Source organism: Streptomyces sp. NPDC051976 (assembly GCF_040680795.1).
GTDB lineage: Bacteria > Actinomycetota > Actinomycetes > Streptomycetales > Streptomycetaceae > Actinacidiphila.
Genome location: NZ_JBFAXL010000102.1, coordinates 1 through 18573, shown reverse-complemented (window position 1 = coordinate 18573; position 18573 = coordinate 1). Strand labels below are relative to the sequence as shown.

At 69.2% G+C, this 18573-nt stretch carries 22 protein-coding genes and 1 pseudogene; 10 read left to right on the top strand and 13 right to left on the bottom strand.

Annotated elements, in window-relative coordinates; translation table 11 throughout:
• Positions 1–131: 131 nt before the first annotated feature.
• Positions 132–605: an SRPBCC family protein gene (locus tag AB0M29_RS43340; RefSeq protein ID WP_365392885.1), complete on the top strand. Its 474-nt coding sequence runs from the start codon at positions 132–134 to the stop codon at positions 603–605.
• Positions 606–665: 60 nt separating this feature from the next.
• Complete coding sequence (locus AB0M29_RS43335; RefSeq protein ID WP_365392888.1) at positions 666–2285, top strand: NAD(P)/FAD-dependent oxidoreductase; 1620 nt, start codon at positions 666–668, stop codon at positions 2283–2285.
• A gap of 95 nt (positions 2286–2380) precedes the next feature.
• Here the strand turns inward: AB0M29_RS43335 and AB0M29_RS43330 are convergent, their stop codons facing one another.
• Positions 2381–3571, bottom strand: coding sequence for a zinc-dependent alcohol dehydrogenase (locus tag AB0M29_RS43330; protein ID WP_365392883.1), 1191 nt, complete (start codon positions 3569–3571; stop codon positions 2381–2383).
• Positions 3572–4011: 440 nt separating this feature from the next.
• The gene (locus AB0M29_RS43325) at positions 4012–4140 is read right to left on the bottom strand and encodes an LPFR motif small protein (RefSeq protein ID WP_365392880.1); all 129 of its coding nucleotides are present in this window, start codon (positions 4138–4140) and stop codon (positions 4012–4014) included.
• A 204-nt stretch (positions 4141–4344) separates the two neighbouring features.
• Between AB0M29_RS43325 and AB0M29_RS43320 the strand changes: the two genes are divergently transcribed.
• Positions 4345–4512 (top strand): DUF5133 domain-containing protein, encoded by a 168-nt coding sequence (locus AB0M29_RS43320; protein ID WP_365392877.1) that lies wholly within the window; start codon positions 4345–4347, stop codon positions 4510–4512.
• Positions 4513–4573: 61 nt separating this feature from the next.
• On the top strand, positions 4574–5074 hold the full coding sequence (locus tag AB0M29_RS43315; RefSeq protein WP_365392874.1) for a hemerythrin domain-containing protein: 501 nt from the start codon (positions 4574–4576) through the stop codon (positions 5072–5074).
• Between the two features lie 239 nt (positions 5075–5313).
• Here AB0M29_RS43315 and AB0M29_RS43310 read toward each other — a convergent pair whose 3' ends face one another.
• Together AB0M29_RS43310 and AB0M29_RS43305 are read right to left on the bottom strand one after the other, a co-directional pair.
• Entirely contained in the window at positions 5314–5886 is a 573-nt protein-coding gene (locus tag AB0M29_RS43310) for an SMI1/KNR4 family protein (protein WP_365392872.1), read from the bottom strand.
• A gap of 85 nt (positions 5887–5971) precedes the next feature.
• On the bottom strand, positions 5972–6490 hold the full coding sequence (locus tag AB0M29_RS43305; protein WP_365392870.1) for a MarR family winged helix-turn-helix transcriptional regulator: 519 nt from the start codon (positions 6488–6490) through the stop codon (positions 5972–5974).
• Positions 6491–6592: 102 nt separating this feature from the next.
• Here AB0M29_RS43305 and AB0M29_RS43300 point away from each other — a divergent pair, with 102 nt between their 5' ends.
• Complete coding sequence (locus AB0M29_RS43300) at positions 6593–7012, top strand: DUF1398 family protein (RefSeq protein WP_365392868.1); 420 nt, start codon at positions 6593–6595, stop codon at positions 7010–7012.
• Positions 7013–7528: 516 nt separating this feature from the next.
• Entirely contained in the window at positions 7529–7906 is a 378-nt protein-coding gene (locus AB0M29_RS43295) for an MmcQ/YjbR family DNA-binding protein (RefSeq protein WP_365392865.1), read from the top strand.
• Positions 7907–8048: 142 nt separating this feature from the next.
• Here AB0M29_RS43295 and AB0M29_RS43290 read toward each other — a convergent pair whose 3' ends face one another.
• From AB0M29_RS43290 to AB0M29_RS43280, 3 genes are all read right to left on the bottom strand, one after another.
• On the bottom strand, positions 8049–8819 hold the full coding sequence (locus AB0M29_RS43290) for a maleate cis-trans isomerase (protein WP_365392862.1): 771 nt from the start codon (positions 8817–8819) through the stop codon (positions 8049–8051).
• Positions 8820–9064: 245 nt separating this feature from the next.
• Positions 9065–9532 (bottom strand): hypothetical protein, encoded by a 468-nt coding sequence (locus tag AB0M29_RS43285; protein ID WP_365392859.1) that lies wholly within the window; start codon positions 9530–9532, stop codon positions 9065–9067.
• A 232-nt stretch (positions 9533–9764) separates the two neighbouring features.
• On the bottom strand, positions 9765–10148 hold the full coding sequence (locus AB0M29_RS43280) for a hypothetical protein (protein ID WP_365392856.1): 384 nt from the start codon (positions 10146–10148) through the stop codon (positions 9765–9767).
• Between the two features lie 843 nt (positions 10149–10991).
• Here AB0M29_RS43280 and AB0M29_RS43275 point away from each other — a divergent pair.
• Together AB0M29_RS43275 and AB0M29_RS43270 are read left to right on the top strand one after the other, a co-directional pair.
• Complete coding sequence (locus tag AB0M29_RS43275) at positions 10992–12767, top strand: MOSC and FAD-binding oxidoreductase domain-containing protein (RefSeq protein WP_365392853.1); 1776 nt, start codon at positions 10992–10994, stop codon at positions 12765–12767.
• A 231-nt stretch (positions 12768–12998) separates the two neighbouring features.
• Positions 12999–13508: a hypothetical protein gene (locus AB0M29_RS43270; RefSeq protein WP_365392851.1), complete on the top strand. Its 510-nt coding sequence runs from the start codon at positions 12999–13001 to the stop codon at positions 13506–13508.
• Positions 13509–13668: 160 nt separating this feature from the next.
• Here the strand turns inward: AB0M29_RS43270 and AB0M29_RS43265 are convergent, their stop codons facing one another.
• Positions 13669–14124 (bottom strand): GNAT family N-acetyltransferase, encoded by a 456-nt coding sequence (locus tag AB0M29_RS43265; RefSeq protein WP_365392848.1) that lies wholly within the window; start codon positions 14122–14124, stop codon positions 13669–13671.
• Positions 14125–14278: 154 nt separating this feature from the next.
• Here AB0M29_RS43265 and AB0M29_RS43260 point away from each other — a divergent pair, with 154 nt between their 5' ends.
• Complete coding sequence (locus tag AB0M29_RS43260) at positions 14279–14746, top strand: hypothetical protein (RefSeq protein WP_365392845.1); 468 nt, start codon at positions 14279–14281, stop codon at positions 14744–14746.
• Positions 14747–14891: 145 nt separating this feature from the next.
• Here the strand turns inward: AB0M29_RS43260 and AB0M29_RS43255 are convergent, their stop codons facing one another.
• Positions 14892–15449, bottom strand: a complete 558-nt coding sequence (locus AB0M29_RS43255; protein WP_365392842.1) for a MarR family transcriptional regulator — start codon at positions 15447–15449, stop codon at positions 14892–14894.
• A gap of 65 nt (positions 15450–15514) precedes the next feature.
• On the opposite strand from AB0M29_RS43255, the gene AB0M29_RS43250 reads away from it, so the two are divergent.
• Positions 15515–16564, top strand: coding sequence for an alpha/beta hydrolase-fold protein (locus tag AB0M29_RS43250; RefSeq protein WP_365392840.1), 1050 nt, complete (start codon positions 15515–15517; stop codon positions 16562–16564).
• A gap of 159 nt (positions 16565–16723) precedes the next feature.
• Here the strand turns inward: AB0M29_RS43250 and AB0M29_RS43245 are convergent, their stop codons facing one another.
• From AB0M29_RS43245 to AB0M29_RS43230, 4 genes and pseudogenes are all read right to left on the bottom strand, one after another.
• Positions 16724–17323 carry a cation transporter gene (locus AB0M29_RS43245; protein WP_365392838.1) on the bottom strand — a complete coding sequence of 200 codons (600 nt, stop codon included), beginning with the start codon at positions 17321–17323 and terminating at the stop codon, positions 16724–16726.
• A gap of 173 nt (positions 17324–17496) precedes the next feature.
• Positions 17497–17700 carry a cold-shock protein gene (locus AB0M29_RS43240; protein WP_365392835.1) on the bottom strand — a complete coding sequence of 68 codons (204 nt, stop codon included), beginning with the start codon at positions 17698–17700 and terminating at the stop codon, positions 17497–17499.
• Positions 17701–17883: 183 nt separating this feature from the next.
• Positions 17884–18192 carry an SCO5918 family protein gene (locus AB0M29_RS43235; protein ID WP_365392833.1) on the bottom strand — a complete coding sequence of 103 codons (309 nt, stop codon included), beginning with the start codon at positions 18190–18192 and terminating at the stop codon, positions 17884–17886.
• A 66-nt stretch (positions 18193–18258) separates the two neighbouring features.
• Positions 18259–18573, bottom strand: a pseudogene (locus AB0M29_RS43230) (ATP-dependent helicase); the annotation flags it as partial.

The following is an 18573-nucleotide window of genomic DNA, read 5'->3' as shown; positions in this document are numbered from 1 at the left end:
TGCCCCCCATACGGATGGGGGGCACCCGCAGCGGCCTGCGGCTTCTCATCGCGCGGGCAGGGCCGAACCTTCCTAAGCTCAATCGCAGACGTCATCCGAGATCCGGTGCGTCCGTGCGGGCGGAGGGACCGATGGCAGTACGGCACCAGTTGGTCGAGTACCCGCCGGAGCAGGTGTGGCAGGTCCTGGCGGAGCCCGAGCGGTACGCCGACTGGGTCGTCGGGGTGTCGGGATCGGAACCGCGCGGGAACGCCTGGCCGCAAGTCGGCGCGAGTCTCACCTACACGCTCTCGCTCGGCCCGTGGACGGGCAAGGGGCGGACCGTCGTGCGGCGCTCGCAGCGTCCGCGGTTCCTGGAGCTGGAGGCCGACAGCGGACCGTTCGGTTCCGCTCGGATCGCGATCGAGGTACGCGCCTGGGGAGACACCGAGAGCCTGGTCATCGTGGACGAGCATCCGCTGCGGGGGACGGCCGCCCGGCTGCACAACGTGGTGCTCGACGTCCTCCTGCAGTGGCGGCACCGCCGGATGCTCGGCCTGCTGGCGAAGGCCGTGGAGGAGACGGCTCAAGACGAGGGTGGGCTGCCTGCGCCGTGGCCGACCTGACCGACAGCCACGCCGCCCCGCGGCATCTCAGGGATGATCGACGCGTACGAGGAGCACCTCATGGCGGACGCCGTGGTCATCGGTGCCGGGCCGAACGGTCTGGTCGCCGCGAACGTCCTGGCCGACGCCGGGTGGAGTGTCGAGGTCCTTGAGGAGCAGGCCGAGCCGGGAGGCGCTGTGCGCAGCGACCGGGGCGTCGACCCGGAGTTCGTCAACGACGTGTTCAGCTCGTTCTACCCTCTCGCGGCCGCATCGCCCGTGCTGGCCGCCCTGCGCCTGGACAAGGAAGGGCTGCGATGGAGCCACGCCCCGCGGGTGCTGGCCCATCCGCTGCCGGACGGGCGCTGCGCGGTGATCGACCGCGATCATGACGCGGCGCGGACCGCGGCGAATCTGGAGTCGTTCGCCCCCGGCGACGGGGCGGCCTGGCGGGAGCTGCACGCGCTCTGGGAAACAGTGGGCGACGCCCTGCTCGGATGCCTGTTCACCCCCTTCCCGCCCGTCCGTTCGGCGGCGCGGCTGGCCGTACGGGTCCGCGCAGCGGGCGGGCTGCGCCTGGCGCGCGACATGATGCTGCCGGTACGGCGGCTCGGTGAGGAGCGCTTCGACGGAGAGGGCGGCCGGCTGCTGCTGGCCGGGTCCGCCCTGCACGCCGATCTGTCGCCCGAGTCCGCGATCGGCGGCGGTTTCGGCTGGATGATGAGCATGCTGGCCCAGACGCACGGCTTCCCCGTCCCCGTCGGAGGCGCCTCGGCCCTCACCGACGCTCTGGTGCGACGACTGAAGGGGCGCGGCGGCCTGGTCCGCTGCGGCGAGCGCGTCACGCAGGTCGTGGTCCGCGGTGGCCGCGCGGTCGGGGTGCGGACCGCGACCGGTGACGCCGTGGGGGCCCGTAAGGCGGTGCTCGCCGACGTTTCGGCGCCCGCATTGTTCACCCGCCTGGTCGGCGCCGAACATCTGCCGGAGCATCTGCTGACCGACATGGCCCGCAGGTTCCAGTGGGACTTCTCCACCTTCAAGGTGGACTGGGCCCTGGACGGTCCGGTGCCGTGGACTTCGGAGCAGGCGGCGACGGCCGGGACGGTGCACCTGGCCGACAGCGTCGACGACCTGACCCGTTTCGGCGCACAGATCGCCACCCGGCACGTACCCGACCGCCCGTTCGCGTTGTTCGGGCAGATGACCACCGCCGATCCAAGCCGCTCCCCCACTGGCACCGAATCGGCATGGGCATACACACACGTCCCTCAGGACATCGTGGCGGACGCGGGCGGCGCGGGTATCACCGGTGCATGGGACCGGCGGGAGCAGGAGGCGATGGCCGACCGGATCGAGGCGCGGGTGGAGAGCTACGCCCCCGGGTTCCGCGACCGCATCCGGGGCCGTCGCGTGCTGGCCCCGCCGACTCTGGAATCCCTGAACGCCAACCTCCACCGCGGTGCCATCAACGGCGGCACCAGCGCCCTGCACCAGCAACTGGTCTTCCGGCCCACCCCCGGCACGGGCCGCCCCGAGACCCCTGTCACCGGCCTCTACCTGGCCTCGTCCTCCGCCCACCCAGGAGGCGGCGTCCATGGAGCGCCCGGCGCGAACGCCGCACGCGCCGCCCTGCGAGGGGCCCTCACCCGAGGCGTCCTCGGCGTCTTCCAGCACCGACCCACCCCGGGCATATACGGGTGAACAGGTTCGGGTGAGGCGGGACTCGCGGGCGCGGCGGGCGAGGGTGGTCATTGTGTCGGTCTGCGCCGCGTGGAGCAGCACGTAGAGGAGGGATGTCAGGGACGGAAGAGGATCTTGATCGCGCCGTCCTCCTTCTTCTGGAACATCGCGTAGGCGTCGGGCGCCTCGTCCAGAGGAAGGTGGTGCGTGGCGAACTCGTCGACGCCGAGTGGGTCTTCGTCGGTGAGCAGCGGCAGGATGTCGTCGGACCAGCGGCGGACGTTGGCCTGGCCCATGCGCAGCTGCACCTGCTTGTCGAAGAGCGTCAGCATCGGCAGCGGGTCGGCGCTTCCGCCGTAGACGCCGCTGATGGAGATGGTGCCGCCGCGGCGGACCAGGCGTACCGCCAGGTGGAGGGCGCTCAGCCGGTCCACGCCGGCGATCTCCGTGAGCTTCTCCCCCCAGGAGCCGGGCAGCAGCGCGGCCGCGCTCTGCGCGACCCTGGCGACGGGACTGCCGTGCGCCTCGGTGCCCACCGCGTCGATGACGCTGTCGGCGCCCCGGCCACCGGTCAGTTCACGTACCGCGGCCTCCACGTCGTCCGGGGAGTCGAACGCGGTCAGGTCCAGCACCGTCACGCCGTCCCGCCGCGCTCTGTCCAGCCGCTCGGGCACCAGGTCGAGGGCGATGACCTTGCCCGCGCCGAGATGGCGTCCGACCCGGCAGGCCATCGCGCCGATCGGTCCGAGCCCCAGGACGAGCAGCGTGCCGTCCGGCGGCACGGCGGCGTACTGCACAGCCTGCCAGGCGGTCGGCAGCACATCGGACAGATAGACGAAGCGGTCGTCAGCAGGACCCTCGGGAACCTTGATCGGACCGTACTGGGCCTGGGGCACGCGCAGGTACTCCGCCTGCGCTCCAGGCACCGCCCCATAGAGCTTGGTGTAGCCGAACAGCCGCGCCCCCATGCCGTGCTCCGTGACCTGCGTCGTCTCGCACTGCGTGGGCAGACCCTGCCGACACATCCAGCAACTGCCGCAGGCGATCTGGAAGGGCACGACGACCCTGTCCCCCGGCTTGAGGTTCGTCACCGCCGTGCCGACCTCCTGCACCACGCCCATCGGCTCATGACCCAGAATGTCCCCAGGCGTCATGAACGGCGTCAGCACCTCGTACAGGTGGAGGTCGGAGCCGCACAGGCCGGATGAGGTGACGCGGATGATCGCGTCGGTGTCCTCCTGGATCGTGGGATCGGGCACGTTCTCCACCCGGACGTCCCTCTTGCCGTGCCATACCGTCGCGCGCATCTGGAGCCTCGTTTCCTTGCTGGAGAACGGCGGAGAGCCCCCCGACGTGCGGCGCCGCGGCCCGTCACTGGGATCTGCTGCCCGAGCGGTGCCACCGCAAACAGGCATCGACCGGGCGAACGGATGCCGGGCGCCGGCCTTCGCGGAGCGGCACGCCGATGATCGCCGTGATGGTGCACCACGAACCTCGCGGGCGCTGGTACGACAGCGTGGGCCGTACGAAGAGAATCCACCCCCGATCGGGTGGCTCAAGGCCGGTGTTGGCGCCGCGTCTCGGCCGCTTGGCGAGCAGGTGGCTGGGTTCGGTGGGAACTCGTGCATGGGACGGCCCCGCCGACGAACCGCGGGCCGGTCGCCTCCGTCCTGCGGGGCCGGTTGGAAACAACCCGCGGGACAGGCCGGTTCGGGGCCCCAGGGTGGGGCCCCCTCGTCCCATCTGGTCAGTGGTGGCCGTGTGCGGTGTCCGACGCTCCGCCGAAGAGGCGGGCGACCGCGCGGAAGGGCAGGCTGACCACCGTGGCGATGGCGCTGCCGATCTTGCCGAGTACGTCTGCGATGGCCTTGAACATGGTCGGGGCTCCTTGGGTGCCGGCACGGTTTGCTGCCGGACGCCGGTACGGCGCCCGGACCCTCTCGGTGATGCGCCTACCCGGGAAGGGACGCCCCATGGATCCCCTCGGCTCTCAAGGCAACCAGGAGAGGGCGGCCCGCCTTCGGGCACGACACACGCGGCGTGCAGGGCCACAAGCGGGGCAGGGGAAACCTTGACGTCCATGGACGTCCGGGCCGAACCCGCGGCTCAGGACCTGCTACGGGACACCGCCTACACACTCTGCGTGGCGACCGGCGCGCGGGATGTCGAAAGTGCCCTCACCCTCGCGCGCACCCGGATCGCCGAAGACGCCACAAACGGTGAGCCTGGGGTGGAGGTCACCGCGTGACCAGCCGCCGCTTCCGACCGCCCAATGCGGGAGCAGCACCCCACCACAAAGGAGCCCACGCATGTCCACTGACGCCATCGTGCTACTCAAGGAAGACCACAAGGCCGTCAAGAAGCTGTTCCGTGAGTACCAGGCAGCCGGGGACAACGCCAACGTGACCAAGAGCCGGCTGGTGAAGGAGATCATCGAAGCCCTGACCGTGCACACCTACATCGAGAACGAAGTGATGTACCCCAGGGTCAGGAAGCTGGTGCCCGAGATCGAGGACGACATCCTCGAGTCGTACGAGGAACACCACGTGGCCGACGTGCTGTGCGCGGAACTGGCTCTCATGAGCCCTCACAATGAGCGCTTCGACGCGAAGACGACCGTGCTCATCGAGTCGGTCAGCCACCACATCGAGGAGGAGGAGGGCCAGTGGTTCCCGAAGGTGCGCTCCGCGCTGGGCCGCAACGACCTCCAGGAGATCGGCGCCGCGATGCTCGAGGCCAGGAAGAAGGCACCCCGCACCCCGGTGCACCCCCGCGCGCTGAAGAAGGCCGCTGACGCGCTCTTCGCCTAACATGCGCTGTTCTGGAGCGGGCTGCCGCGCGCTTCCGGCCCTCGACACCGGGAAGCCGAGACACCTGCGTTCGGTGCGATACCGAGATCGATACCGAAAGTGCCTGTGCCTTTCGGCCGGCCGGGCCGCGCCCGGAGAATCCGCGGTGCACGCGCGACACCTGTTGATCATCAGCTGAACCGCCGTGCGGCTGCTCCCGCTAGGTCGCGGGAGTCGCGAGAGTAGCCGCGAGTTGCGGTTCAGAATTCCCACGTCACGTCGCCGCGCACCGAGAACACGGCAGTACAGCCGTTACGGGTCAGATGCGGGTCCCCACTCGCGGCATCGCCTTCTCGTTGTCCGGTCTCCAGAGCGTCCGCGACGTCCTCCCACATCTGTGCGGTGTTCGCCCAGATCGGCGCACCGTAGATGCCCTCGGACTTGCTCCAGTTCATGACACAGCCCTGCGCCCCGCCCGGCCGCATATCCACGACCAGGAGATCACCCGTCGTGTCGTCCCCGACAGGGAAGAACGCCCTGCTGAACGCCTGACGACACTCTCCCGCGGAGCCCTGCTCACCGTCCTGCCCGCCGTAGATGTCCAACTTCATACGCTGCAGTTCGACCAAGCGCTGGAGGCCGACAGGCACGAACAGCGGCGGCAGCAGCACACCCGCACCGGGCGTGGCTACCGCCCCATCCACGAGGAGCAGCCACTCCGCCACCTCGGCGGGTGTCGCGAGCGTCATCGCCCGTTCCGCTTCGGCGACAGCTGTTTCGGTGGCCGGCGGCCGCAGCGAGGCGGCAGTGCCGGGCGCGCGCTCCTGCAGCACCCGGTGGATCCTTGACCAGGTTAAGGATGCCGATCTCGTCATACCGCCCATCATGCCGAAGCACCAGCCAGCACTGAGCGGGGGTTCAGCGCCGCGGCCCCCGCTTCGCTGGGGTGTCAGGGGCGGTCGGTTGAGGCGCAGAGGGAGCTGCGGGCTTGGTGCGCGGTTTGGCGGTACTGATCCATTCCTCTGTCTGACGGGCCAGCCGTTGCAGGACGGAGCGCGTGATGTTCAGGTCTTCGGGCGACATGCCCGTGCCCGTGACTTGGTGCGCGGCGGCGGACCGGGCGGTGATGGCACTCAGGGCGCGGCGTCCGGAATCGGTGAGAGCGAGCAGGGGTGAGGTGCGGTGATCGGGGTTGTCCTGGAATTCCGCGAGGCCGTCGCCGACGAGGTTGGTGGCGATGCGCTGCACGCCCTGGCGGGCGACTCCGAGCCGGCGCGCGGCCCGAGCCACGGACTGGGGCTCCTCGCTCACCGCGCTCATCAGCTGCCAGCGGGCCTGTGTCTGCCCCTCCGCTCCCGCCAGGATCTCGCCTGCGCGGCGCAGTGCGCCCGCGGCCTCATAGATGTCGGCAACGAGCAGTGGCAGTTCATCCGTCATCGAGAATCACCTCTTTGGACATCATGTTGTCATTGTGACATCATGATGTCATATGGACGTGCCACATCCAAGAGCACGCACCGGAACGATCACGGAGATGCCATGACCAGCAACGCCATCAGCCACCTCCAGGCGGCCCTGGAACGCGGCGCGGCCGCCCGTCCGAAGGTCGGCGGCTTTCCCTACCTCGCCGAGAGCCTGCGGCAGGCCGGCGTCACCCACTGCCGCATGGCCGTCCCCGCAGGCGCCTTCCTGTACCTGACCAGGCACGGAAACGTCGTGGTCCAGGGCGAACCGCTGGTCACCGGCTTCGCGGCCACGCCCCGGTTCGACGAGGCGGCCCTGATCGCGGCCCTGCGTGCGGACCAGGCCGGCCAGTCGACATTCCCCGAGTTCGTCCGCGGCTGCTGGATCGCGGGAATCGTCTGGTACGAGGTCGACACCACCGCCCGGACCTGTACCTACTACGGCGCCGACGGCGAGTCCTACACCGAGGACTACCCGCCCGTCGCGCTGCCCTGAGACACATCGCGGACTACGGCCGCGGAGTCTCAACGCTGGTACTGGCGGTGGTCATGCTGGCATCCGTGCCCGTGCCGCCCTTCACCGAACAGTACGCGCACGAAAACAGTGCCCCGTCAGCACTGGGGATCGCGGACTTTCCGGTCCGTCAACCGGCGCATCAGCGCCGTCTGGGGTCTGGCCGTCCTCGTCATCGCAGGCAGCCACCTCGTTGCCGGGCACCTCGCGGCAGCCGGGAGCAGCACCCGGGCAACCAACGTCCTGCTCAACTGGGCGCTCCCCGTCGGTCTCGCACTGGCGGCGATCGCCCACACCGGCCACGGCGCAGGCGAAGACCGCCCGCGCCCCTGCCATCACGCGTCAATCACCTCCGCCGGACGTTAGGTGTCAGCGATGATCGTCAGTTCTCTACGGACAGACGCGCAGCAACTGGGCCCAGTACGAAACCGGTATGGGGTCCGCTGGAGGGCCACTCAGGGGCCCCCACAGTCGGCGCCGCACGTCACACTGGATCACATGACACCCGACGCGCTCAAAGCCATCTGTCTGGGACTGAACGGGGCCACCGAGACCTTCCCCTTCAACCCGGAGACCTCCGTCTTCAAGGTCGGCGCGAAGATTTTCGCGATCAGCGCCCTGGACGCCGATCCCTTGAAGGTCAGCCTGAAGTGCGAGCCCGAAATCGCAGTGCAACTGCGCGCCGCCCACCCGGAGATCACCCCCGGGTGGCATCTCAACAAGCGCCACTGGAACACGGTGCTGCTTGACGGTTCCCTGCCCGACGGCATGGTCCACGAGATGATCGAGGACTCCTACGATCTGATCGTCTCCACGTTCCCCCGCGCCCAGCAGCTCCTGCTCGACTGGCCCGGCACACGAGCCGACGAACGCTGAAGCCCGCATCACTTGTAGGTGGTTCGAGTCGCTGCGGCCATCAGACGACGTCCGCGACCACCTCCCGGCCGCCCCGAAAGTCCAGGCGAACAGGCCCGACCGGCCGCCCGCCTGGACACACAGGTCATCCGGAGGAAAACGCCTAGCGGTGTCCGAACAACCGGCCGTACCCGGCGATACCCTCCGCCGAGGCACCCGCCGCGCGCAGGGCGGCCCACAGCAGGACCTGGTTCGCCGTCAGGACCGGTCTGCCGAGGGCGGTCTCCAGGGCTGCGATCGCACCGACAGCACGGAAACCGTTGCCACCGATCACCACCGCCTCCGCGGTGTCGGGCACGTGACCCACCACCCAGTCGTACAGGGCCGCCGGCGTGATCAGTGTTTGGCCGCTGGGCAGCTCGCACGAGTCGGCGTACACGACCTCGAACCCGCAGTCCTCGTAGTAGCCCCGCCCCAGGTCGGTCAGCGCGACGTCGAACCACGGCGGGTCCACCAGGGCGATCCGCCCGGCCCCCAGCACGCGCAGCGCCTCAACGGCGGCCGCGCAGGGAGCGACCACCGGCAGCCCATGGGCCCGCTCCCCCAACCGGGCCAGCATCTGCCCCTCCCCCTGCGGCCCGATGACGTAAGCGGAACTGGTGAACGCGAACGCGATCGCCGCCACCGGCGCGGCCGCCAGCAGCCCGGCGGCCTCGTCCACCCCCGGCGGCTCGGCGAAGGCCCGTACCGGGGCCAGCGGGATGGTCGCGTCCATCGTGCCCCCTCGCCCCATCGCACCGAACGCCACCCGGGCGGTATGCAGGCCCACATCCGCCGGGACCATCGCACGCAGCTCGGACTCGGGGCCGACATCGGCGTGGGGAGTGAGGATTCCGAGACGGACGCGTACGTCCCACCCGTCGGGCTGCCACATCACGCATTCCTCTCGAAGACGAGGGTTGGCGTCCACCACTGTGGCAGCGAGGCAGCCCCCGCCCCTGCAACAACACCAGGTACCCCGCGAAAGTCCCGCCGGTCCCGTCGAAGCCGAACGCCGGCAAGCCCCGCTCCAACGACTCTTTCAAGCTTGGCCTCGGCGATGCCTGCGCCCAGTCCGCGTCCTGAGCGAGAGACGCATCCGATGAGGCTGCCGAATTGTCCCCATGGCCGCCTGAGCAGCTAGACCTGCTCCTGAAAGACCCTGATCTCGGTCGGCTTGAGTGCCTTGACCGTCGTCCAAGCCGACCGCTCGGTCAGCCCTTGGGCCCACCCTTCAAGACCGTCTCCGGCGCCGTGGAAGAACCACGAGTCGAAGCTTCCCAAGGCGTCCAGAGCAGGTTCGGATCCGTAGCGAAGCTCGCAGTGGACCTGCACGTAATAGTCGTGATCACCACCGTTGTCGAAGACCTCGAACTGCCGTGTGAGGTCCACCGTGAAAGTGGGAGGACCGCCGAACGAGTTGGTCCCGTACTGGAAAAGAAGGCCATCAGCATCGGGGGCGTCCGGAAGGTCGAACAGCCGCCGGCCGAAGCGGAGGAATGCCTGCCAGGCGTCTTCCGTGCCAAGGTCGGCAAACGCTCGCCGCCCCGCCCTCAGTTCGACTTCAAGCAGTCCCACGGCCTCGCTGATCGACGGTCTCCGCGTCATCCCACCCTCCATCACCGGAACAATTCAACTCGGTGGGCGGCGGCAGTTGGGTGATGGTGATCGTTCCCGGACCCGACAGGGCGCCGAAGCGTTCTCACTGGATCGCTCCGATGACGTAGCTGCGCAGGCCCGCCCCGGTGAGTCCGCTGTGGCGGCTTCTGGCCTGAGGCGTGTCCATGGGCGGACAGTTCGCTGGACGCTCCGTGCCAGACCCGGGCCTCGTCGTCCCCTGTCACGCAGGGCCGGCGGCCGCTGCTGCGGGCTCTTCGCTGTACTGGAGCAGGCGCTCAAGGCCCAGGCCCTGGAGGCTGGCACGCTGGACGGCGTCCGCTCGGTGAGCGGTGAGGTGGATGCCGCGGGAGCGTGCCGCGATGGCCACGGGCAGGAAAACGGGACCGGTCTCGCCGACGAAGGTGGCGTCGACGAGGTCGATGTGCACAGCCACCGGGCTCCCGATGGCCGTCAGCTGAGCGAGATGCCGTCCGATCTGCTCGGCCATGGGCAGGTCGATCACGCCGTGGAGGCTGACCACCAGCGTGGCGTCGTTGTGATGGAGGTGCACCGAGCGGCGCAAGCCCTGGGGCATCTGCCAGCTGTTCCGGAATCTTCGCAGCATGATCAATCGCTTCCGTTCAATGGCCGAGGGTGTGACATGACGATCAGAGCGAAGGAGACAGCTCCAATGTAGTCGCCGCGGAGGGCGGCGTGTGCTGAAGAGCGGCAAGCGATGGCCGACGCCCCCAGGAGTGCTCGCGAACGCGCCTGCCTGGGTCGCCTTCGCGGCTGCTTCCGCGCTGTGGGGAGTCCCGTCTCTTCTGATCGGGGCCGGGGCCGATGGCGGGGTGACGCCGACCTTCCTCGCCCGGAGCGAATGGTGCTCGGCGCCGACCCGCCGCTCGCGCTCGTGCGCCTCCGCGTGAGCGAGCGGTCGGCGGCCGGTCGGCCTGCCCATCGGCCTGGCGGGTTGGCTCGTTGGGGACCCTCATCGGGATCGATGTCGCCAGCCAGCCGAACGAACCGCGGGGCGCTTTGCTGTTCGTCTGCGCGGTCTTCTGCCACGCCGTGAGCACCCTGCTCCTCATACGCCTTCTGGTGGGCGGCGAGTCGGCCTACCGGCGGGACAACGGCTCTCCGGAGCGGCAGCGGGGCCTGTGGGCTCACCCCAACCGACGTCGGCGGCTTCGCTCCGTGTGAGGTGTACGCGTTCCGCACGTCCAGATCACGGTTCGGCGTACGGCGTTCTGCGTTCGGCTCAGAGAAGAGCTCGGCCCGACATCGGCACGGCCCTCGGCGGAGGTGCACGCGTGATCCCCTCGCGGATGTCCGGCCAGGTCATTCGACACGATATGCCCCTCAACGGGGACAATGGGCTGGTCACCGGAGCGTGGCGGCGGCGCGGGAGACAGCGGCTGGCAGGTCACGAGACCACGTGGATGGCGCCGCGGGAAAGGCGGGCGTGATGGCCACACTGGCAGCCGTGAACGTCGGGATGCCCCAAGAGGTTCCCTGGCGGGGCAAGAGCGTCTACACCGGCGTCTACAAGCAGACCGTCACCGGCCCGCGGATGGTGCGGCGGCTGAACATCGACGGCGACGGCCAGGGCGATCTGGGCGGTCACGGCGGCGAGCAGCGGGCGGTGCTCGTGTACCAGCTCGACTCCTACCGCCACTGGGCGAAGGAACTGGGCCGTGACGATCTGATGCCCGGACAGTTCGGGGAGAACTTCACCGTCGATGGGCTGCCTGACGACGAGGTCTGCATCGGCGATCGCTACCGCATCGGCGGAGCCTTGTTCGAGGTCAGCCAACCGCGGGTTACGTGTTACCGCGTCGGCCTGCGCATGGACGAGCCGCAGATGGCGGCGTTGCTGGTTGCTTATCACCGCCCCGGCTTCTATCTGCGGGTGATCGAGGAAGGGGAGGTCGAGGCCGGGCAGGAGATCCTCAAGGTGTCGACCGGACCCGAGGCGATGACGGTCGAGGAGATCGACCGAGTGCTCTATCTGCCAGGGCACACCCGCGAACAGCTCGAACGCGCATTGCGGATCCCCGCACTCAGCCCCGGCTGGCAGGGTTCCCTGCGGACCCTGCTGGACCAGGCCGGCAAAGAGGGGTCCGGGGCCACCGGCAGTGCGGGGCTGAACACGGCGGCCACCGCACCGCCACCTGCCTGGCGCGGCTTTCGCGCTCTGACCGTCACGCGAATCCAGCCCGAGAGCCGCAGCGTCTCCTCCCTGTCCCTGGCCGCCGCCGACGGCGCCGCCCTTCCCGCCGCCCTGCCCGGCCAGTTCCTCACCGTCAGGATTCGTCCCGACGGGGACGGCTCACCGCTCATTCGCAGCTACTCGCTGTCCGGCGACCCGGGCCTGGGCACCTACCGGATCAGCGTGAAGGCCGAGCCTCACGGCGCCGCCAGCAACCTTCTGCGCACTCAGGTCCACGTCGGCGACAGCCTGGAGGCAGCCGCACCGCGCGGCACGTTCTGCCTGGCCGACGGTGAGAACCCGGTGATCCTGCTGTCGGCCGGCATCGGGGCCACACCCGTACTGGCCATGCTGCACGCACTCGCCCGCGACGGCTCCACACGCCAGGTGTGGTGGCTGCACGGCGCTCGGGACAGTACCGAGCACCCCTTCGCCCAAGAAAGCCGCACCCTGCTCGCCGCCCTCCCCCACGCCCGGTCGACCGTCTTCTACAGCGCCCCGGCCGCCACCGACCGGCAGGGCGTCGACTACACCCACGCGGGCCGACTGTCAGCCGACCGCATCCCCAGGCTCGGCCTGCCGGTCGACGCCGACGCCTATCTGTGCGGACCTGCGGGCTTCATGGACAGCCTTACCGCCGCGCTGGTCGAGTCGGGACTGAGCGCGTCCCGCATCCATACCGAGATCTTCGGGGCGGGTCCCTCCCTCACCCCCGGAATCAAAGGGACCACCACGGCACCTCCCACGCCCCACCAGCCCGCGGGCCCGCCCGGCACCGGCCCCACAGTGTCCTTCGCCCGCAGCGGTCTGCACGTCCCCTGGAACGACGCACAGGGAACCCTGCTCGAACTCGCCGAAGCCTGCGACGTTCCCGTCCAGTGGTCCTGCCGTACCGGTGTCTGCCACACATGCGAACTCCCCCTGATGTCCGGCGCGGTGGACTACCTGCCCGACCCGGTCGCGCCCCCCGCCGACGGCAACATCCTCATCTGCTGCTCCAAGCCCAACCAAGACATCGTCCTGGACCTGTGAGACGAGCCGGGGATGCTCATATCCGGATGGAATTCATCCACATCGCGCCTGGACTGCGGGTGCGGACCCAAAGCGGAACTCAATGTCGTTCAGGCCCGCTTGTGGAATTAGGTATTCACCTCAAGTATCGCTCAAGCCTTGCGCGATTTCCTTGTGCGGCTAATTGGCGTCAGATACGTTCCTCACCTGGAGGCGCCCATCCGGCCGGTGCCACAGATTGAGGGGGATTCCATGAAGCGAGGAAAATTGATCGCGATTGCCAGCGCCCTTGCGCTTACCGCGATAACCGGAGGAACGGCCGCCGCTGCCGCCCCGGTCAGGCCGCACACCCCGTATTGCCCGCCGGAGGACGACCGCTACTACAAGCAGACCGCGTCGTCCTGGTACGCCTCCGACAGCGGCACCCTGGTCAACAAGTCGGCGGGCACCATCTCCAAGACCTACACGCACTCCTCGACCCACTCGCTGTCGACCACGGTCGACGCCGATCTCGGAGTGTCGGTCGACTTCGTCGTGGCTTCCGTCAACTCGAAGCTGCACATCACCGCGACCAAGACGGCCTCCTACACGACGGCGACGAGGTTCACGGTCACCGCGCCGGCCCACACAACGGTCACCTACCGGGACGGCATCCTGAAGCGGACCATCGCCGTCACCTGGAACCACACCTACAGCAACTGCACGGTGAAGACGGTGCACGGTTACGCCCATCTCGCCGACGACTACTCGGTCGCCAGCTAGGCACGAGAGGTGGCGGCGATGTCCAGGAAGCCGACTTCACCTGGACATCGCCGCCCGCCGGCCGCCGCCCAGAATATCAACGCAATAATTCCGGGCAGCCCTCTCGTTCACTGCACACCCACAACGAAAGGCAGAATTCGCGTGACCCCGGAAATTCACATCAGAGCTTCCTCGTCATGAACGCACTGCTCGGGTCGGGCTTGTAGTCCGCGAACGGCTCGCAGTAGTCGAACCCGAACTTCTCGTACAGTTTCCTGGCGGGCAGGAAGAATTCGGCCGCGCCCGTCTCCAGGCTCAGCCGAGTGAACCCTGCGCGCTGAGCTTCGGCGATGATGTGCGCCAGCAGCAGGGACGCGATCCCGCTCCGCTTGCGCGCCGGCGTGATACGCATCGCCTTCAATTCCGCGTGGCCCTCGTCCAGTCTCTTGATCGCGCCGCAGCCCACCAGCGCGTCACCGTCCAGGACCGACCAGAACGTGATCCCGGGCTTGCGAAGCCCGTCGAGATCCAGGGCGTGCTTGCTCTCGGGAGGGGTGAGGGACCGCATCTGCTGGACATGCTCTTCGAGGAATCGCGCGATCTCCGGTCCGGACAGGTCATCGGTCACGATCTTCACCGCGCACTCCCCTTCCGCGGCCCTGCTGCCGCCGCAGCATCATTTCACCCAGCGGCCGCGGCCTTGCCTCCGGCTTGTCCGCCGAGGTCGCCTTCGGGAAAATCCGCCACAGCGATCCACGGCACCACCCGTCCCAATCGAGGAGACAGGCACCGTGCTCAAGCCCTTCAAGATCCGCCGGTCCGTCGCCATGACGGCGGCCGCCCTGGTGCTCGCCAGCGGCGCGACCGTCGCCACCACCGGCACCGCCCACGCCGACGACTTCCACTGCGGCCTCTTCCAGGGCGGCACCGCCGGCTCCCCCTGGTACGGCTGGGCCTTGAGCCCCTGCATCGAGCAGGACCCCCACGGGGGTGGCTACTTGGCCTACATGCAGGGACACGGCGGCACCACCGACGTACGCGCCTATGTCGGTATCTACGACTCGTGCAACGGCGTCACGTACGGCATAAACGGCGATTCCGATGCCAACCACTGGCTTCCCGGCGGCGGTTACCCGGATCCCTGGGTCTGGAGCTCCCACAAGGACATCAGTTGCTCCTCGGGCGTATGGGCCATCGGCCGGATCTTCGAGTCCGGGAACGGGTCTCCCTGGGCCTGGTCCGAGCGCGACCCCGTGTGAGCATCCGCAGGAGCCGGGCGGTCATGCCCGCAGCTCACCGGAGTCGGCGCCGGCCTTGCAGCCTGTGGCGGGCCGGGGATGGGCCAGGGCCAGCGCGTGGCGGCTCTTCGCACGGCGCGGTCGGGAAAAGGCACGCGGCGGCAATTCAGTCGACGTCTGGCATGAGGGGTGGGCCCGTTTCCTCGACGGCCAGGGTCACGGTGCGCAGCAGTGCGGTCAGATACTCCAGTTCTTGTCCGGTCAGGGGGGCCAGCAAGGCGGCTTCCGCCTCCCGCTGAGCGTCGATGACCGCCGACCACGCCTGCGCTCCCTCCTCGGTCAGCTGGACCAGGAGGCTGCGGCGGTCGGCCGGCGCGTGTTCGCGGGTGATCAGTCCTGCGGCTTGGAGCCGGTCGAGGCGGTTGGTGAGGGTGGCGGGATGGATGCCGAGACCCTCCGCGAGACGTGTCGGTGTCATGCGGTGAGGCGTGCCGGCCGAACGCAGGCGCCACAGGATCTCGTACTCCCACAGCTTCAGCCCGGACCGCGCGAGCGCCGCTTCCTTGCGCCACTGCAGATGCCGCGCCAGCATCTGCATCCGGGTGATCGCGCCCTCGACGTTCGCCACCAGTCCCGGGACCTCGCGCACCCAGCGCGCCACGTGCCGGTCGACGGAGTCCTGCGGCTGTGCCGGGGATGCCGATGCCGCTCGCTGTGATGCCACGGGCGTCATCCTACCGCCAGGAATTACGAATGCAGATATTTTGAAATCGTACTAGTCTCCCCGGCATGCCCACCTTCACGCTCACCGGACGTATCGACGAGCACGTCATCGACAGCGCGGTACTGCAAGGCAACCCACTGGGTGACCCGACGCGGCGCCCGCTGTGGGTCTACACCCCACCGGGATACGAGGAAGACCGCACGCGCCGCTACCCCGTCACGTATCTCCTGCTCGGCTACGCCGGAACACTGCCGGTCTGGGGCAACCGCACGGCCTTCCGGCAGCCGGTGCCCGAGCTCGCCGACGCCCTCTTCGCCCGCGGTGAAGCCCCGGGCATGCTGCTGGTCTTCGTCGACGCCTGGACCACCTACGGAGGCAGCCAGTTCATCGACTCCACCGGTACCGGCCGCTACCACTCCTACCTGTGCGAGGAGGTCGTGCCCTACATAGACGCCCACTACCGCACACTCCCCGCACGCGACCACCGCGCCATCGCCGGCAAGTCCAGCGGCGGCCTGGGCGCCGCGGTCAGCGCCATGCTCCGTCCGGACCTCTTCGGCGCCTTCGCCACCCACTCCGGCGACTCGCTGTCCGAAGCCCAGTACCAGCCGCACTTCCTCACCGCGGCCCGCCAACTCAGGGCCTACGACGGTGACATCTTCCGCTGGTGGGACGGCTTCCGCTCCCGAGTCGCCTTCACCAAACCGGAAGACCTCAACCTCCTGGAGATCCTCGGCGTCTCCGCCTGCTTCTCCCCCGGCCGCGACGGCACGCCCACCCTCCCCTTCGACCCGCGCACCGGCGCGCTGCGCGCGCAGGAGTGGCAGCGCTGGCTGGCTTGGGACCCGGTACGCATGGCGGCCGCCCACGCCGACGCGCTACGCACCCAGCGCGGCATCTGGATCGACGCGGGCACCCGTGACGAATGGTTCCTCGATCTGGGCGCACTGGCCTTCCGCGACGCCATCGCCGAAGCCGGAGTCCCCGACTCCCGCGTGCACTTCGAACTGTTCGACGGCGGTCACCACGCCGTCGAGTACCGGATGCCGCCCGCCCTGGCCTGGCTCTCCCACCGCATCACGGACCAGCCGAACCAGAAGCGGTTCCCGCACTGAACTCCAGAGAGCTCCCGAAAATCCCCTTGGCGGATCGCGGCGACGACCGCCGCTGTCCTGAAGGCCGTGCGAGAGATCGAGGAGGTGGTACCGGTATAACGCGATGTCGACAACGGTGCTTCCCTGAACCCGCGAGCCGGTCACCGACGAGCCGTCCGTTCAGTGGTCGCCGGTGAAGATCTCACGGACCTCGCGGAGCGCGTAGTAGACCAGTACGAACCCGGCCAGCGGGTCGGCCCACCAGAGTCCTGCCACGGAGTTGAGGACCAGCCCGAGCAGCACGGCGGCGGCCAGCAGGCCGTCGATCAGCGTGACACGACCCTCCGTGCGGAGCACAGGGTTGTCTAGCGCCGCGCCGGTGCGGGCCTTGCCCGCCGCCAGCGCGAACATCACTGCGGCGGTGACCGCGGTCCAGACGATGCCCAGCCGCGAATGGTGCGGGTGGTGACCGGCTGCCAGCACCCAGGTGGACTGCACCAGCAGGTACGCCGCGAGCGCGGCGAAGCCGAGGCCGATCAGCCGCAGCGCGCGTCGCCGGCGGTCCTCGCCGGTACCGGACAGCTCCCAGATCACCACCGTCGAGGCACCGATCTCGATCAAGGAGTCCAGGCCGAACCCGGCCAGTGCCACCGACCTTGCCGAGACGGCCGCGACAGCCAGCACCACGATGCCGACGGCGTTCCAGGCGAGCGTGACGTACTCCAGGCCGAAACCGCGACGGAGCAGGACAGCACGGGAGATCTCTTGGCCAGCGGTCATGCGCTGATTCTCCCCGAGCGCCCGATCACCGCTGCCGGCTGCCCGCCGGACCGGCCGAGAGCGCCTGCCGGCCGGGGCCGTGGCGGGGACACGGTACCAGCCCGGCATCGCCGGCCGTGCGGTTCGCGAGCGCGGACACGGTGGCCCGCAGCCCGCAAGGGAAACCCTCGGCATCAGTCGTAGACGATGTTCTCCGCGTACGGGCCCCTGGGGTTCTGCGCGATGTCGAAACGCACCTTCTGGCCTTCAGTCAGCGCGGGAAGAGCGGCATTGGCGAGATGCGAATAGTGCGCAAAGACGTCTTCGCCCCCGCCTGACTGCTCGATGAACCCGAATCCTCTAGCGGAATTGAACCACTTCACGGTACCTGTAGCCATTTCGCACCTTCCCGCGCACACGGCGCACGGCAGGGATTCCACGAACGCGGAATCCCTGCGGCAATCTCCGTTCCGTACCCCCGTGGCAACGACGAACGGGTCGTCATTTTGTCCGTCGCCCTGCCGGCGCCGCGCGGGCCCGCGGCTCGTTCCCGTGGGCACCCGCACCGAAGGCGCCTGCTGTCAGGTTGACGTAGGGACGCCCAGCAGGAACTGGGCTTCGAGGAGTGGGCTGGGAGCTGCGGCGGGGAGGTGCGTGGGCGTGCTGCCGCACGTGTAGCCGAGGCTGACGAGAGCGCGCGTCATCTCGGCGGCGCTGAAGTCGCGGCGGTCCTGTCGGGTCACCACTTCTCCCACCTGCTTGACGGGATAGCGGTGTCGGCCGATGACGACGTACTCCCCCGTGGCCGCCTCGGGTTTGATCCCCTTCATCGACGCTTGTACGTCGCTCTTGGTCAGGTCGAAGGCGAAGTGGGCGATGATGCAGCGCATGGGACCTCGCACGGATGAGGGATGAGGCAGGAGCCGTTTTGCCGGAAAGGGCGCGGTGCGGAAGGGTCAGGCCGCCGGACTGAGGGGGGACCGACGCTGTGGGGTCTCTGTCGGTGCCAGGGCCGCACGGGCGGAGCGCCGGGCCTGGGCGGGGCGGCTGCGCCGACCGCGCGCGGAGGCAGCGGACGTGCTGGGCCTGGCCCGGTCGGCGACCGGTGCGGTGATGGTGACGGGCACGCCCGAGGGTGCCTGGGCGCCGGTGATACGGGTCAGTTCGGCTTCACCCGACCGGACCTGGGCGATCCGCGGGGTGATGCCCGCGGTGGCCATCAGCCGGCTCATGTCCCGGCGCTGGTGCGGCGTGACGAGGGTGACGACCGT